This is a genomic window from Rhodocaloribacter litoris, assembly GCF_011682235.2.
GTDB lineage: Bacteria > Bacteroidota > Rhodothermia > Rhodothermales > ISCAR-4553 > Rhodocaloribacter > Rhodocaloribacter litoris.
In genome coordinates, this window is the sequence record NZ_CP076718.1 from 4064552 (window position 1) to 4079413 (window position 14862).

Consider the following 14862-nt stretch of genomic DNA (forward strand, 5'->3'; position numbering starts at 1 on the left):
CCGGCGACGGGATGTGCCGTGCGGGGCCGGAGCCCGGCGCACTTTCAGCAAGAATTAAACGCTGCCTGCGTGGTTCCTGGATGGAATGCCGGCGCGGCGTTGCACGTCAGGATGCTGGCTACGGACAAGATCCCACTAACCACAGGAGGACATCATGACGGCGCATCGGATGCGGGTCATGCTGGTGGTGTGGCTGGTCGGCTTCGGCCTGGCCGCTACGGTCACCGCCCAGCCCCGATCGTTCGACCCGGAACGGATGAAGGAACGGCTGTACGAACAGGCCGAGGATCTGTTGAAGAAGATGGAACTGGACGAGGCCACGGCGGAGAAGGTGCGCCCGATCCTGCTGGCCGGCGTCGACCGCCGTATGGCGCTCATGCGGGAACTGCGCGGCACCCGGCCGGCGCCCGGCGTGATGCAGGAGAAGATGACGGAGATCGACCGGGAGACGGAGGCACAACTGGCCGGTGTGCTGACGGAGGCACAACTGGAGACGTACCGCAAGCTTCGCGACGAGCAGCGCGCCGCCGCCCGCCGGGGCATGCGCCGGCGGAACTGACCGCACCCGACGGCAACTCCCCTGCAGGATTTGAGGCCGGACAGGGACCGGGTCGGGAAACCGGCACGGTCCCTGCTTGTTGGATCCCGTGTTCCGATCCCGTCCAACGAAACGGCACAGGGCCGGCCGAACCCGATACGAACGTCGTGAAGCTTTCCTGGAAGAAGAACCGGAGCCGGTGCGTTCCGGGACGAATACCTGCATGTTGACCCGCCTGCTGCCGTTGCTGTTCTGGGCGTTGCTTGCCGGCCTGCCGGTCCGGGCGCAGACCTTGCCGGCCGGGGAGGAGCCGGCCCAACTGACGGCCTACGACCGGCCGGTGCCGCTCACCATCGTGGACATCGCCGTGGAAGGGGTGGAGGAGCCGCTCCGGGCGTTCGTGAGGAAGGCGAGCGGGCTTCGGGTGGGACAGCGCGTGGAGGTGCCGGGCGACCCGGCCCTTTCCGCCGCCGTGCGGGCGCTCTACCGGGTGGGGCTGTTCGAGGACGTGAAGTTGCTCGAAGCCGGGCGTGAAGGCGGGAGCGTGCGGCTCCTGCTGCGCGTCAGGCCGGTGCCTCGCCTCACGGAACTTGCCTTCGAAGGTGTGGGCGGGCGGGACCGGCAGGCCCTCGAACGGGACCTGCCCCTGTTTCCCGGTGCCTACGTTCGCCCGTCCGATCTCGTCCGGGCCGAGCAGATCATCCGCCGGCATTTCGTGCGGCAAGGCTATCCCCTCGTGAAGGTCCGTGTGGAACGTGCCGGGACGGGCGACGGCGGGCTGCGGCTCACCTTCGCGGTCGAACGCGGGCCGCACGTGGAGGTGGCCGCCCTCGAGATCGAGGGCAACCGGGCCCTCTCGGACGGCACCCTCCGCAACGTGATGAAGACCCGGCCACCACCCTGGTGGCGCTTCTGGCGGAAGGCTCCCTTCAACCCCGACGTTTACCGGGAGGACCTCGACCGCCTGCTCGCCCTCTACCGCGAACGTGGCTACTACGACGCCCGCATCGTCCGGGACACGACCTACCTGCGGTACGAGGACGACAACCCGGAGATGGTCGTCGAAGTGGAGGTCGCGGAAGGACCACGCTACCACATCCGCCACGTCGTATGGCGGGGCAACGAGGTCTTCCCGGGCGAAACCCTCACCGAGGCCCTCGGTCTCCGTCCCGGCGATCCCTACAACGGCACCCGCCTCGAAGAAAACCTGTATTTCAACGAAGCCGGGACCGACGTCACCAGCCGTTACATGAACCGGGGCTACCTGCGCTTCAACGTGGTTCCATCGGTTCAGGTCGTCGAAGGGGACTCCCTCGATCTCATCTTCGAGGTGTTCGAGGGCGACGTCTACACGTTCGGAGAGATCGAGATCGCCGGTAATTACGCGGTGCGGGAGCACGTCATCCGGCGGGAGCTGGCGACGGTGCCGGGCCGGCCCTTCAGCCGGGCGGCCATCCAGACCTCCCTCATGCGGCTGATCGGGCTCGGCCTGTTCGATCCGGCGGTGCTGGCCGCCGGGCCCGAGATCCGCGTCGACGAGGCGCGGAAGACGGTCGATCTGACCTATCGCGTAGGCGAGGTGCGGCGGAATCCTCTGAGCCTGGGAGGCAGCTATACGGGCGACCTGATCCTGCAGGTGGGGCTGAACCTGGACAACTTCTCGCTCGGCAACCTCTTCAGACCCTCGACCTGGAACCCGCTGCCGGCCGGCGACGGGCAACAGCTTGCCCTCGGCGTGCAGACGACCGGCGCGGATTACCAGCGGTACAGCCTCGACTTCGTCGAACCGTGGTTTCGAGGGCGTCCCGAGCCGCTGGGGGTTTCGGTCTCCTACGCCCGCATCGCCGACGGCTTCCGGTCCGGCACGGACGGGGCGGGCGGGCTGCAGGCCTGGTCCGCCCGTGTCTTTCACGATCGCCGCCTGGCCACGCACCTGACGCTCTCGGCCGGCCTCCGGTATCGCCATTTCGACAACCGGGGCTGGAGCACCTCGCTGCCGGAGGGCCGGAGCCACGAACTGGTGGTGATGCCGGGGTTAACCTACGGCACGCTCGATCATCCCGTCCTCCCGCGCCGGGGGGTGCTCGCCCGCCTCGGGGTGGAGCTGGCGCCGGCGCCGGGCACGGTGCCGTACCACAAATGGCGCCTGCAGGGCCGGGCGCTGGTGCCGCTCACCACGCGGCTCGGCCTCGAGGTGTCGGCGGACCTCGGCTACACGGCCTCGCTCACCGGAGCGCCGCAGGCATTTCGGCGCTTCATGGTGGGCGGTTCTCCGTTCGACGCACAGGGGTTCGACACTTTCTTCGGCGAGGACCTCGTCTACCTGCGGGGCTATCCGGCCCGGGCCATCGGGCCGCGGGATGCCGAAGGACGGCCCGTGGGCGGGCGGCTGCTGACGAAGTATACCGCCGAACTCCAGTGGCACGCCGTCCGGAAGCCCCGGCTGGCGATCGTGCCCTATCTTTTCTTCGACGCCGCCAACACCTGGAGCAGCCCGGCGGCCTACCGGCCGGGCGATCTGTTCCGGGCCGCCGGCGTGGGCCTGCGCATGACCCTGCCCGTGCTGGGCTTCGTCGAGGTCAGCTACGGATACAATCTCGACCGGTTCGCCCCGTTCGGCGACCACGACGGCGGTCGCGGCTGGCGCCTGCAGTTCACCCTGGGCCGCAGCTTCGGCTTCTGAACCACGGGTATCCCTTCCATACCGGCACGGAAGGCAGCCGGGCTACTTCGTACCGGTCCGGGGGGGACGGAGACGGCCGGCCGGTGCACGATCCCGCTGCGGTTCCAGCAGGTGCAGGGCCGGGCCTTCCTCCAGGTCGACGAGCCGCTTGGTCAGGGTGCGGCAAAGGGCCACGGCGGCGTACAGGTGCGTGATCTCGTCCAGCAGAGAACGGCACGTGTGCCGCTTTTCCAGGTCGATCCGGCGAAGCCGGTGAATGCGTTCCTCGAGCTCGTCCAGGGCGGAGGTGATCTCCCGGGAAAGCGCAAGACGGGTCATACGCTGGAAGTGCATGGCGGACGAGGTTTTGAAGGATGCCACACAGGGAATGATCGGAGCAGGTGCGTGCCGGTTAAATGGGAAGGGATCCCATTTCCGGGGTTGCCGGCGTGCGGTGGTGGAATGCCGCCCGGGCTGTGAACGTCCAATGGGCGACACACAACCACGAAACGAGGTGATGCCATGAAGACGAGTCTCTGGAACCGGATGCGGCGGGACGGGCACGCGCTCGGGATCGTTCTGGCGGCGGCACTCCTGCCGGTTGCCTGTGACACGACCCAGCCCCTCACCGAGACCGACACAACGGGAGCGGAAACGCAGGCCGTGACGGAGGAGCTTCAGTCGACGCTGCAGCTCGATGCGGCGCAGACGGCCGAGCTCGGCCGGCTGCTGGGGCGTCTCGAACAGCAGGAACGTGAGCCCGGTGCGCTGTGGACCGTGGCGGCCGCCTTGCACGAGCGTCTGAACGAGGCGCAGCGGGAACGGCTGCGCGAACAGGTCGCCGCCCTGCAGGAACGCGCCGGGGCGGAACGTCCGGGACCTTTCCGGCGGCCGGGTCGCCGGGATCGGCAGGGCGCGCCGGCGCCGTTCGGGGACAGAGGTCCCCTGGCGGACGACCTGACGGACGAGCAACGGGCTGCTCTGGAGGAACTCCGCGATCGTTTCCGTGAGCAGATGCAGACCCTCCGGCAGCAGCGGCAGGACGGCACCCTCACGGACGAGGACTTCCGCCGGCAGATCCGCGAGCAGGCTTCTGCGATGCGTGAAGCGGCGCAGGCATTGTTGACCGAAGAACAGCAGGCAGCCCTTGCCGCGCGGCAGGAAGAGCGTCGCCGGCAGGGGGCGGAACGTCGCGAGGCCGCCCGGGCGGCCCGGGCCGAAGCCCTCGGCCTGACGGCCGAACAGCAGGCGGCGCTGGAGCGTCTGGTCGAACGCCATCGCGAGGCGGTGCAGGCGCTTTTCCGGGAAGTGCGTGACGGCACGCGCGACCGCGAGGCGCTGCGGGACGAGCTCCAGACCCTGCGGGCAGAGCACCGCGCCGAGGTGGCCGGCATCCTGACGGAAGCGCAACAGGAGATCGTCGCCCTGCACCACCTGTTGGCCGCACGGGTGCTCCGGCAGGCCGCGAAGGACCACGCGCGGCCGGGCTTCGGAGCACGGCGGCGCTGAGACGGAAACCGGTCGGGCGCGGTGGGCGGGATGTCGTCCGCCACCGGACGGGTTGCAAAGACGGGCGTATACGTGGTTTACAGGCGCGAAACGTTGAACCTCCCGGCCGATGAGGCCGAACAGCGGCTGGTGGCCCGTGCCCGGCAAGGAGACCGGCAGGCGTTCCGCACCCTCGTCGACCGTTTTCAGGATGAGATCGCCGCCACGGTGGTGGCCCTGCTGGGACCGGGGCCGGAGGTGGACGACGTGGTGCAGGACACCTTCATCCGCTTCTATGAAGCCCTGGACGATTTCCGGGGAGAAGCGAAGGTGAGCACCTACCTGAAACGCATCGCCGTCAACCGCGCCCTCGACGTGCTGCGGCGAAGAAAACGAAACCTGGCCCGCTTCCTCCGCCGCGATGCAGCCGACCCCGGCCGTCTCGAAGGGACCCTCCACGCGGACACGGAGGTCGAAGAGGAGGATGCGGTGGAACAGCGGGAGCGGCAGGTGCTCGTCTATCGTGCCCTCGACCGGCTCTCGCCGAAGCACCGGGCCGTCGTCGTGCTGCGCCTGATCGAAGGGTACTCCACGGCGGAGACGGCAGCGATGCTGGGCATCCCCTACGGGACCGTGCTCTCCCGGCTGAGCCGGGCCCTGGAGAAGCTACGCAATGACCTGGCTCCCTATTTTTCCGGAACGCTTCCGGGCGACCGGGCCGAAAACCAGTCTCAAGGCCATGAACAAGCATGATGCGGAACAGCTGCTGCGCTGGCTCGACGGCGCCATGACCCCCGAGGAGGCGGCGGCCTGGGAGCGCCGGATGGCCGCTTCGCCCGGGCTCCGGGCCCGGGCGGAGGAGATGCGGCAACTCCGGCAAACGCTGCAGGCCTCCGTTGGGGCCGGGGCCGCACAGGTCCTGAAGCCTTTCTTCACGGATCGCCTCATGCGGCGCCTGCAGCCGGTGGCGAGCCGGTCCCGTGAGGAAGCCTTTGCCGCGGCCCTGGCGACCCTCTTCCGGCCCGTGCTGGTGGCCAGCCTGGCCCTGATCATGGTGCTGGCCGCCTACAACCTGACGTTCCGGGCCGATGACGCAGAGCAGCCGGCCGCCGAAGCCGTGCTGGGGCTGCCGCCCGTCACCCTGACGGCCGCCTACGAACTCGACCTCTGAAGCGCATGAAAGCCCGAACCAAGTCGGTCCTCGTCCTTTTTGCCACCCTCATCGTCGGGATCGCCCTCGGGGCGCTCTCTGCCGGTGTGGTCATCAACAAGCGGCTCGATAAACTCCGGGAGCTGGGCCGGCCCTCCGGCTTTTCGATGTACCTGGAGCGGGTGATCGAGCCGGTCGACGAGGTGCAGCGGCGGCAGATCCGTGCCGTCCTGCAGGCGACGGGCGAGCGCCTGGCCGCGCTCCGGCAGCGTCATTACGCCGAGATGCGGGCCGTGATCGACTCGTCTCGCGCCGCCCTCGACACCCTGCTGACCCCCGAGCAGCACGAACGGCTGGCCCAGTGGCTCGAACGGGATCGGCGCATGTTCCGGCGCCGGCCGCCACGGGGGCCCGGGGAACGCGTGCCGCCCGCGTTTCAACGGGAACGAAAAGAGCCGTGATCGATGGAATCCCGAACGCCCGCCGTCGTCTAAGAGCCGGACGCGGCAACCGGGTCGGCGTCCGGGCACCGGGGATCGATCCCTCAGCACATTGACACCCATGAAAAAGTTGCTTCCCATCCTGCTCGTGCTTGTCCTGGGCGGAGCCGGGTGGTGGTACTTCGTACGGGACGGCGGGCCGGCCGTCAACCCGTACCGCTTCGTCACCATCGAACGGGGTGACCTGGAGGCCGTCGTCTCGGCGACCGGACGCCTGGAGGCCGTCACCACCGTGCAGGTGGGCACGCAGGTCTCCGGCATCATCTCGGACATTTTCGTCGACTTCAACGACCATGTCCGCAAGGGACAGGTCATCGCCCGGATCGACACGACGCTGCTCGTGAGTGCCATCCGGGATGCCGAGGCCACGCTGGAGCGAAACCTGGCGCAGCTCGAACACGCCCGGCGCGAGTTCGACCGCATCCGCGACCTGTTCGAGAAAAACTTCACCACCGAGGTCGAATACAACCAGGCGAAATACAACTACGACGTGGCGCAGGCGGCGGTGAAGTCGGCCCGGGTGAACCTGGAACGGGCGCAGCGCAACCTGGGCTATGCGACGATCCGGGCGCCGATCTCGGGCGTGGTGGTCGAGCGCAACGTGGATGTGGGGCAGACCGTGCAGGCCAGCTTCTCCGCGCCCCAGCTCTTTCTGATTGCCAACGACCTGGCCAAGATGCAGATCCTGGCCCTGGTCGATGAGAGCGACATCGGGCACATCCACGAGGGACAGGCGGTGCGCTTCACGGTGCAGGCCTACGACGACGCGGTCTTCACCGGCACGGTGCGCCAGGTTCGCCTGCAATCCCAGATCCAGGAGAACGTGGTCAATTACACCGTGGTGGTGGACGTGGACAACCGGGACGGCAAGCTCTTGCCCGGCATGACGGCCACCGTGGAGTTCATCATCGACCGGCGTGAGGATGTGCTGAAGGTACCCAACGCGGCCCTGCGTTTCCGTCCTACCGAGGCCATGCTCGAAGCGGCCCGCGCACGCCTGGCGCAGCGGCGGGCGAACCTGCCGGACTCGGTGCGCACCCGGTTCGCGGAACGCGGGCGGGCCGGCGGGCTGGCGGGGGCCTTCTCCGGCGACGGCTTCCCCGGCGGTTTCGGCGGGCAACGCCCCGCCAACGTGGCCGTCCTCTGGTACCTCGACGAAAACGGCCGGCCCGCCATGACCCGCGTCCGCACCGGCCTGAGCGACGGGCAGGCAACCGAGATCGAGGGCCCCGGGGTCGAAGAAGGGATGCAGGTCATCGCCGGGGTCACGCAGGTAGCCGCCGACGAGGGGCCGGCCAACCCGTTCCAGAACAACCAGGGAGGCTTCCGGCGGCCGGGCGGGTTCTGAGCGCGTGAAACACGAAAGGAGCAAAGGGAGCGTCGCGGATGGAAAACGACGTCGTCATACGGGTCGAGGGGGTGACGAAGGTGTACCGGATGGGCAAGAACGAAGTCCACGCCCTGCGCGGCATCGATCTGTCCGTCCGGCAGGGGGAGATGATCGCCGTCATGGGGGCCTCCGGCTCGGGCAAGTCGACGCTGATGAACATCCTCGGCTGTCTCGACTACCCCACCACCGGCACGTACGAGCTCGACGGCGTTCGGGTGGACCGGCTCTCGAAAAGCCAGCTGGCCGACCTGCGCAACCGGAAGATCGGCTTCGTCTTTCAGGGGTTCAACCTGTTGCCCCGCACGACGGCGCTGGAGAACGTAGAGCTGCCGCTGCTCTACGACCGGTCCGGAAGACGTCTGAAGACGAAGGAGCTGGCGCGGGCCGCGCTGGAGCGCGTGGGCCTGGGGGACCGGCTCGATCATGAACCGAGCGAACTCTCGGGCGGGCAGCAGCAGCGCGTCGCCATTGCGCGGGCCCTCGTGACCAGCCCGGCGCTCCTCCTGGCCGACGAGCCGACCGGCAACCTGGACAGCCGGACCTCCATCGAGGTGCTGGCCCTGTTTCAGGAACTGAACGAGCAGGGCATCACCCTCCTGATTGTCACCCACGAGCACGACATCGCGCAGTACACCCGCCGGATCGTCGAACTCCGGGATGGCCGCATCATCCGGGACGAACCCGTCCGCAACCGTCGCCTCGCCCGTGAGGATCTCCTGCAGCTTGAACCCCTGGAGACCGTCCCATGAGAGCGATTATCCTGATCAAGGTGGCCGGCAAGAGCATCTTCAAGAACAAGATGCGGACGCTGCTGACCATGCTCGGCATCATCATCGGCGTGGGCGCCGTCATCATGATGGTGGCCATCGGCGACGGGGCACGGGAGCAGATCCAGAACCGGATCAACAGCCTGGGCACGAACCTGATCGTCATCACCCCGGGGACCAGTAACCAGGGCGGGGTGAGCCGGGGCGCCGGCAGCTTCAACCGCCTCACCCTCGCCGACGCCGAAAAGCTCAAGCGCGAGAGCCTTTATCTCTCGGCCGTCTCGCCCGTCGTCTTCACGATGAGCCAGGTCATCGGGGGGCAGGGCAACTGGCGCACCCGCATCAACGGGGTCGATACCGACTACCAGATCATCCGCGACTGGCCGCTCCGCTACGGGCGCTTCTTCGACCCGGGCGAGGTGCGCGCGATGCGCAAGGTGGCCGTGCTCGGCAAGACCGTCGCCGATCAGTTGTTCCCCGGCGTCGATCCCACCGGCCAGCAGGTCCGTATCCGCAACGTGCCGTTCCAGGTCATCGGCGTGCTCGAAGCCAAGGGCAAGACGGCCGAGGGGACGGACCAGGACGACGTCGTGCTGGCCCCCTACACGACCGTGCAGAGCCGCCTGAGCGGCTGGAGCCGCATCTTCCAGATCCTGGCAAGTACCTCGTCCCCGGCCGACATCCCGGCGGCACAGGAGGAGATCCGGCTGATCATGCGGGAGTCACACGGGCTGGCCGAGTGGGAGGAGGACGACTTCGAGGTCCGCAACCAGGCGGACCTGGCCGCGGCGGCCCAGGGTACCACCGAGGTGATGACCATGCTGCTCTTTGCCATCGCGTCGATCTCGCTGCTCGTCGGCGGCATCGGTATCATGAACATCATGCTCGTCTCTGTGACCGAGCGCACCCGTGAGATCGGCATCCGTATGGCCATCGGGGCACGCGGGGCGGACGTGCTCACGCAGTTCCTCGTCGAGAGCATCGTCATGAGCATCGTGGGCGGGCTCATCGGCGTCCTGGTGGGTTTTGCCGGCACGGCCATCCTCGAACGGCTGACCGGCTGGGGCACGGCCATTTCCCCGGAGACGGTGTTCATCGCCCTCGTCTTCTCGGCCGCCGTCGGCATCTTCTTCGGCTTCTATCCCGCCCGCAAGGCGGCCTCGCTCAATCCCATCGAGGCCCTCCGGTATGAATGAGCGCTCCCTGCCGTGCGGCGGGGCGTTTCCGGGCCGTGGGGGGCGCCTCATGCCTGGCGCAGAATCTCCCACACGAGGTGGCGCAGTTCGGGGACGATGAGGCGGTCGAGGGCCAGGCGGACGGCGTTCGTGGAGCCGGGGGTGGCGAAGACGAGCGTGTCCCGGTAGACGCCGGCCGTGGCCCGGGAGAGCATTGCGCCGGGGCCGATCTCCTCGAACGAGAGCATGCGGAAGAGTTCGCCGAAGCCGGGCAGCGTCTTTTCCAGGCGGGCGGACAGGGCGTCGTAGGTGGTGTCGCGGCGGCTGATGCCGGTGCCCCCGTTGAACAGGATGACCTCCACGCGCCCGGCCCAGGCGTCGAGCAGGGCCGTGATCTCGTCCGGCTCGTCGGGGATGATGCGGTAGCAGGCCACCTCGCACCCGGCCTCGCTCAGGCGGCTTTTCATGAGCGCGCCGCTCAGGTCGGTGGCTTCCGTGCGCGTGTCGCTGACGGTGAAGACGGCGCAGCGGACCGGCGTTTCGCGGGCGGCCTCCTTATGCGTTTCGTAGCTCATCTTGCACGGCCGGGGGAGGTGTGGGCGCGTCGCCGGCCGCCTCGTCGTGCGTGCGTGCCGGGAGGGTGGTTCCGGGGAAGGGTTTCGGCTCGCCGAACCAGCGGGGCGGGTCGTACCCGTGCCCGCCCCACGGGTGGCAACGCCCCAGGCGATAGACCGTCAGGATGAGCCCCCTGACGGCGCCGTACCGTTGCAACGCCTCGATGGCATAGGCCGAGCACGTGGGCGTATACCGGCAACTCGACGGCAGGTGCGGTGCCAGCACGAGCTGGTAGAGACGGACCAGCCCGATCAGCAACAGGCGGGGTAACCGAACGAGGGTGCGTACCATCGCGGCGGCAGGTCGGGGACGACGGGCATCCATCCGGCGAGGAGCCGGAACCTGGGAAGGGTGTATCCCGGAGTACGCAGCGGGGTTCCGTCCCGGCGTCACGGTTGCCGGTGACCCACGCGGGGACGTGCCGGGCGCGGGACCCGCCCGCTCAGGCGCGAGCGCATCCGCTCCCGAAGGCTGCTGAGGCCGGTCCGGCGGTCCCGGTGTCGCCGCTCGATCTGCTCCGCCACCCGCGCCGCCCGTGTAGACGCCGGCGCCGGGTCGAGTGTCTCGTCGATGCCGTCGAAGAACCGGAAGCGCGCCGGGTCGACGCCGAGCCGGGCGGCGTCGAGCGGTGCGGCCAGGCGAGCCCAGGGGGGCGCCTCGTGGTGCTGCATCGAGACCGGGCTGTAGAAATGACGCACGGTGATGGGGAAGGGACGCTCGCCCGGCGGGGCCTCGTATACGTCGAGGGCGATCTTCAGGGCGTTGTGCCAGGCCGGATTGTCCGTGTAGGCGTCCAGGCTGAGCAGGTAGGCCCGGCGGGGCGTCGGGTCGTTGAAGGCGCTGAACTGCCGTGGTTCGAGCACGACGTCGCGGTAGGTCGTTCCCCGGAAGCCGGTCTCGACACGGTTGCGTACTACCCAGGCGACGAGCCGCTGCTCGTGCGGGTGGTCGCTTTCGGACAGGATGCAACGGGCCAGCCAGACCACCTCGTCCATGGCGCGCGGGTCGAGGCGACGGAGGCGCTCCCGCACGTCGTCCGGTTGTGCGGCGACCGGGCCGATGCCTGGCACGGCCAGGAACAGAAGGATCGCGAGCAGGCGATGCATGCACATGGGCGGGCTGTGAGGACGACGAATGCCCGCCCGGCAAAGAGCGTACCGCCCCCGCCGAAACGGCCCGAAGGACCGCCTGGACGGCCTCTGGAAGCATGCCGGGGGAAAAGACCGGGCGGAACAACCGGAAAAAGGCGCCGGAAGGGAGGTTTGGAGATATGGCCGGAACGTGGTATGTTCAAGAGACAGCTCATCTTTACGTTAAGGGCATTTCTGGATGGGTGAGAGGCAGTCCCTGGTATTTGTTTTTTTCCAAAAAAACGTGGTAAAAATCATGGTGAGACGATTCGCAGTACCTCTACGGATTGGTCTGGTGGCTTCCATGCTGCTTCTTGCCGGATGTGATGGCGACAACAAGGAAGGCGAGGCCTTGAGCGAGGAAACCCTGGCCGAACTCAGTTCGATGATGACGGACGTCTCCACGGTGATGGGCATGGTGATGGCCCGGGTACAGGTGGGAGGCAAACAAGTGCAGGCCGCTTTCGGCCCCGAAGACATCTTCGCATGTCCCCAGGGGGGACAGGTGGATTACGACGGCTCGTCCAGTTCGAGCGGATCTGTTTTTACCTTCGACCTTGCGATGACCTTTGAGAACTGCAACGGCATCGACGGCTCGCTCTCGGTATCCGGCGACGGTGCCATTTCCGAACAGGTCTACGAATATGCTTTTTCGATGGACGGCGAGCTCCGTGAGGTCTGCACCATCGGCTATGACCAGTTCGAGCAGCGGATCGTGACCAACATCGCCACGCAGGAGTTTTCGATCTCACTGGACGGTTCGATCTCGGGGCGCTGTGGCAACGAGTCGTTCACCTGCAACATGGACGGGGTGACGTTCGACCAGAACAGCTCGGCCGCAGCGTATCAGAACGTCTGCCGGTCCGGGTGAGCTGCGCCTGGAGGGGTGCCTGGAAGGCGAAGGTTCAGGGACGACGGGGGCGGCGGCCCGCGTTCGGCACCGTTTCCGGGAAGGACGGCGAGCCGGATCTGGCGAAAACGGTGACCATCCCGTATACTCGGGCCATACGTTTCCCATTTCTGAACCCGTTTGCCGCTCATGCACCACATGCACCAGACGACGCACGTGGAGCGCCTGGTCAACCTGCTCGACCCGGCGGAGAACCTTTTTCTGAACGCCACCCCCGAGGCGGCGGTCGAGGCCCTGGCGTCCGGGGATCCGGAACGGGTGCGTGCCCTGGAAGGGCAGTTCGCCCTCGTGTACAAGGACGGCGTCACCGTGCGCATGGCCCGTTCCATCGGCCGGCCGATGCGTTATTTCCTGGCCAAACGCAGCGAGGGGCCGTGCCTGGTGGTGGCCGAACGCATCGACGAGATCGCGGGCTTCCTGGCCTCGGAAGGGCTCGACGACCAGTTCCATCCCTCCTACACGCGGATGGTGCCGGCACACTACATCGTCGAGCTCCGGCTCGTCGGCTGCCCCGATCCGAACCCGGCCTACCGGCGTTTCTTCACCCCCGAACGCAACACCCTGCCGCCCGACCTCGACGCCATCGGGCAGGCCTACATCGGCACGCTGGCCGGGGTGTGCGACCGCTGGCTCGACCGGCTCGACCCGCGCGAACCCATCGGGGTGCTCTTCTCGGGTGGGATCGACAGCGGCTCGGTTTTCCTCGTGCTCTACCACCTCTTGCTGGCGCGGGGGGAAGCCCCCACCCGGCTGAAGGCCTTCACGCTCCGCGCCCCCGGCGGCCCGGACGCCGAGCAGGCCCACCGCTTCCTCGATACCCTCGGCCTCTCGATGTTCCTGGAAGTCGTCGACGTGGCCCTCGAAGACCTGGACTACCGCCAGGCCATCCGCGTCATCGAGGACTACAAGCCGCTCGACGTGCAGGCGGCCACCATGACGCTCGCCCTCTGCCGGGCCCTCCGCCAGCGCTATCCGGACTGGACCTACCTCGTCGACGGCGACGGCGGGGACGAGAACCTGAAAGACTATCCCATCGAGGAAAACCCGGAACTGACCATCCGCAGCGTCCTGAACAACCTGCTGCTCTACCACGAGGGCTGGGGCGTCGAGGCCGTCAAACACTCCCTCACGTACACCGGCGGGCTGAGCCGGGGGCACGTGCGCACGTACGCCCCCGTGCGGCACTTCGGGTTCAGGAGCTTCAGCCCCTACACGGTGCCCGAGGTGATCGCCGTGGCCGAAGGCATTCCCTTCGTGGAACTGACAGACTGGGAGCACGAGCGGCTCTACGCGCTCAAGGGCGAAGTCGTCCGGCGCGGGGTGAAGGCCATCACCGGGCTGGACATGCCGGTTTTCGAGAAACGCCGTTTCCAGCACGGCGCGGTCGATGCGTCCGCCTTCCGTGCCCTCTTCCCCGAACGCGAAACCGCCTATCGTGCGGCCTTCCGCGCGCTGTTCGAGGCATACTGACGGCCCGGAGGGTCGCGGGGGCATTCCATGGACCCACTTCTCGGAGCCGAGCGTCAGGGCGCACCGGGTGACGCGGCCGTAGTACGCGGCCCGTGGCCCCGCTTCGACGATGCCGCCATCGTGGCGGCGCGCCCGCCGAAGGCACCGGTGGATCCGCACCGGCCCTATGCGTTTTTCGTCGAGCCGGAGCACACGGCCGGCGGGCGGGTGGAGCCGGTGGCGACCGTCTTTCTGACCAACCGGGAGTGCCCGTTCCGCTGCCTCATGTGCGACCTCTGGCGGCACACCACCGACGCGCCGTTGCCCCCGGGGCTGATCCCCGCACAGATCGACCATGCGCTCGAACGCCTGCCGCCGGCCCGCCACGTCAAGCTCTACAACAGCGGCAACTTCTTCGACCGGAAGGCCATCCCACCGGCGGATCATGCGGCCATCGCCGCGCGGGTGCGGGGCTTCGAGACGGTCATCGTCGAGAACCACCCGAAACTCTGCGGCGACGACGTGCGCCGCTTTCGTGACCGCCTCGACGGGCGGCTGGAGGTGGCCCTCGGCCTGGAGACGGCCCACCCCGGCGTCCTCGAACGGCTCAATAAACGCATGACCCTTGCCGACTTCGAGCGGGCCGTCGCGTTCTTGAGAAAGGAGGACATCGACGTGCGGGCGTTCATCCTGCTGCGCCCGCCGTTCATGACGGAGGAAGAGGGGATCGACTGGGCGCTTCGCTCGATCCGCTTCGCCTTCGACGCCGGCGCCGGGTGCTGCGCCGTCATCCCCACCCGGGGCGACACCGGGCTGATGGCCCGCCTGGCCCGCGACGGCTTCTTCGCACCGCCGTCGATGCGGGCCATCGAGACGGTGCTGGAGGAGGGGCTGCGGATGGGCCGGGGCCGGGTGTTCATGGACCTGTGGGACCTGGAGCGCTTCTTCGATTGCCCGCGCTGCGGTCCGGCCCGCCGCGAGCGGCTTCACCGTATGAACCTCACCCAGCGCCTTGCCCCGCCCGTCGCCTGCCCCTGCCGCCCGGCCGGATGAAGGCCGCCCGGGTGGAAGGGGCGGCCCCCTGAACG

At 68.1% G+C, this 14862-nt stretch carries 16 protein-coding genes; 12 read left to right on the forward strand and 4 right to left on the reverse strand.

Features of this window, described 5'->3' with window-relative positions; genetic code table 11:
* Nucleotides 1-154: 154 nt before the first annotated feature.
* On the forward strand, nt 155-559 hold the full coding sequence (locus GQ464_RS16845; protein ID WP_166980629.1) for a hypothetical protein: 405 nt from the start codon (nt 155-157) through the stop codon (nt 557-559).
* 202 nt (nt 560-761) lie between these two features.
* The gene (bamA, locus tag GQ464_RS16850) at nt 762-3221 is read left to right on the forward strand and encodes an outer membrane protein assembly factor BamA (protein WP_166980631.1); all 2460 of its coding nucleotides are present in this window, start codon (nt 762-764) and stop codon (nt 3219-3221) included.
* A 42-nt stretch (nt 3222-3263) separates the two neighbouring features.
* Here the strand turns inward: bamA and GQ464_RS16855 are convergent, their stop codons facing one another.
* A complete protein-coding gene (locus GQ464_RS16855; RefSeq protein WP_166980633.1) occupies nt 3264-3554 on the reverse strand; it encodes a hypothetical protein in 291 nt (96 codons plus the stop codon).
* A 168-nt stretch (nt 3555-3722) separates the two neighbouring features.
* Here GQ464_RS16855 and GQ464_RS16860 point away from each other — a divergent pair, with 168 nt between their 5' ends.
* From GQ464_RS16860 to GQ464_RS16890, 7 genes are all read left to right on the forward strand, one after another.
* Complete coding sequence (locus GQ464_RS16860; protein ID WP_166980635.1) at nt 3723-4709, forward strand: coiled-coil domain-containing protein; 987 nt, start codon at nt 3723-3725, stop codon at nt 4707-4709.
* A 93-nt stretch (nt 4710-4802) separates the two neighbouring features.
* The gene (locus GQ464_RS16865; RefSeq protein WP_166980637.1) at nt 4803-5441 is read left to right on the forward strand and encodes an RNA polymerase sigma factor; all 639 of its coding nucleotides are present in this window, start codon (nt 4803-4805) and stop codon (nt 5439-5441) included.
* On the forward strand, nt 5428-5859 hold the full coding sequence (locus GQ464_RS16870) for an anti-sigma factor family protein (RefSeq protein WP_166980639.1): 432 nt from the start codon (nt 5428-5430) through the stop codon (nt 5857-5859). The genes GQ464_RS16865 and GQ464_RS16870 overlap by 14 nt, the downstream gene beginning before the upstream one ends.
* Before the next feature lie 5 nt (nt 5860-5864).
* The gene (locus GQ464_RS16875; RefSeq protein ID WP_166980641.1) at nt 5865-6299 is read left to right on the forward strand and encodes a hypothetical protein; all 435 of its coding nucleotides are present in this window, start codon (nt 5865-5867) and stop codon (nt 6297-6299) included.
* Nucleotides 6300-6399: 100 nt separating this feature from the next.
* Nucleotides 6400-7686, forward strand: coding sequence for an efflux RND transporter periplasmic adaptor subunit (locus GQ464_RS16880; RefSeq protein ID WP_166980643.1), 1287 nt, complete (start codon nt 6400-6402; stop codon nt 7684-7686).
* A gap of 38 nt (nt 7687-7724) precedes the next feature.
* The gene (locus GQ464_RS16885) at nt 7725-8477 is read left to right on the forward strand and encodes an ABC transporter ATP-binding protein (RefSeq protein WP_166980645.1); all 753 of its coding nucleotides are present in this window, start codon (nt 7725-7727) and stop codon (nt 8475-8477) included.
* Complete coding sequence (locus GQ464_RS16890; protein ID WP_166980647.1) at nt 8474-9691, forward strand: ABC transporter permease; 1218 nt, start codon at nt 8474-8476, stop codon at nt 9689-9691. Before GQ464_RS16885 ends, GQ464_RS16890 begins: the two co-directional genes overlap by 4 nt.
* Nucleotides 9692-9738: 47 nt before the next feature.
* Here the strand turns inward: GQ464_RS16890 and GQ464_RS16895 are convergent, their stop codons facing one another.
* The 3 genes from GQ464_RS16895 to GQ464_RS16905 all read right to left on the reverse strand — a co-directional run bounded on the left by GQ464_RS16895 (nt 9739) and on the right by GQ464_RS16905 (nt 11391).
* Nucleotides 9739-10245, reverse strand: a complete 507-nt coding sequence (locus GQ464_RS16895) for a MogA/MoaB family molybdenum cofactor biosynthesis protein (protein ID WP_166980649.1) — start codon at nt 10243-10245, stop codon at nt 9739-9741.
* On the reverse strand, nt 10226-10576 hold the full coding sequence (yidD, locus tag GQ464_RS16900; RefSeq protein WP_166980651.1) for a membrane protein insertion efficiency factor YidD: 351 nt from the start codon (nt 10574-10576) through the stop codon (nt 10226-10228). The genes GQ464_RS16895 and yidD overlap by 20 nt, the downstream gene beginning before the upstream one ends.
* A gap of 98 nt (nt 10577-10674) precedes the next feature.
* Nucleotides 10675-11391, reverse strand: coding sequence for a cell wall hydrolase (locus GQ464_RS16905; protein ID WP_166980653.1), 717 nt, complete (start codon nt 11389-11391; stop codon nt 10675-10677).
* Nucleotides 11392-11614: 223 nt separating this feature from the next.
* Here GQ464_RS16905 and GQ464_RS16910 point away from each other — a divergent pair, with 223 nt between their 5' ends.
* The 3 genes from GQ464_RS16910 (at nt 11615) to GQ464_RS16920 (ending at nt 14827) form a co-directional block, all read left to right on the forward strand.
* Nucleotides 11615-12286 (forward strand): hypothetical protein, encoded by a 672-nt coding sequence (locus tag GQ464_RS16910; RefSeq protein WP_166980655.1) that lies wholly within the window; start codon nt 11615-11617, stop codon nt 12284-12286.
* Nucleotides 12287-12463: 177 nt separating this feature from the next.
* Entirely contained in the window at nt 12464-13795 is a 1332-nt protein-coding gene (locus tag GQ464_RS16915) for an asparagine synthase-related protein (RefSeq protein WP_166980660.1), read from the forward strand.
* Nucleotides 13796-13822: 27 nt separating this feature from the next.
* On the forward strand, nt 13823-14827 hold the full coding sequence (locus tag GQ464_RS16920) for an archaeosine biosynthesis radical SAM protein RaSEA (protein WP_228350391.1): 1005 nt from the start codon (nt 13823-13825) through the stop codon (nt 14825-14827).
* Nucleotides 14828-14862: the final 35 nt, after the last annotated feature.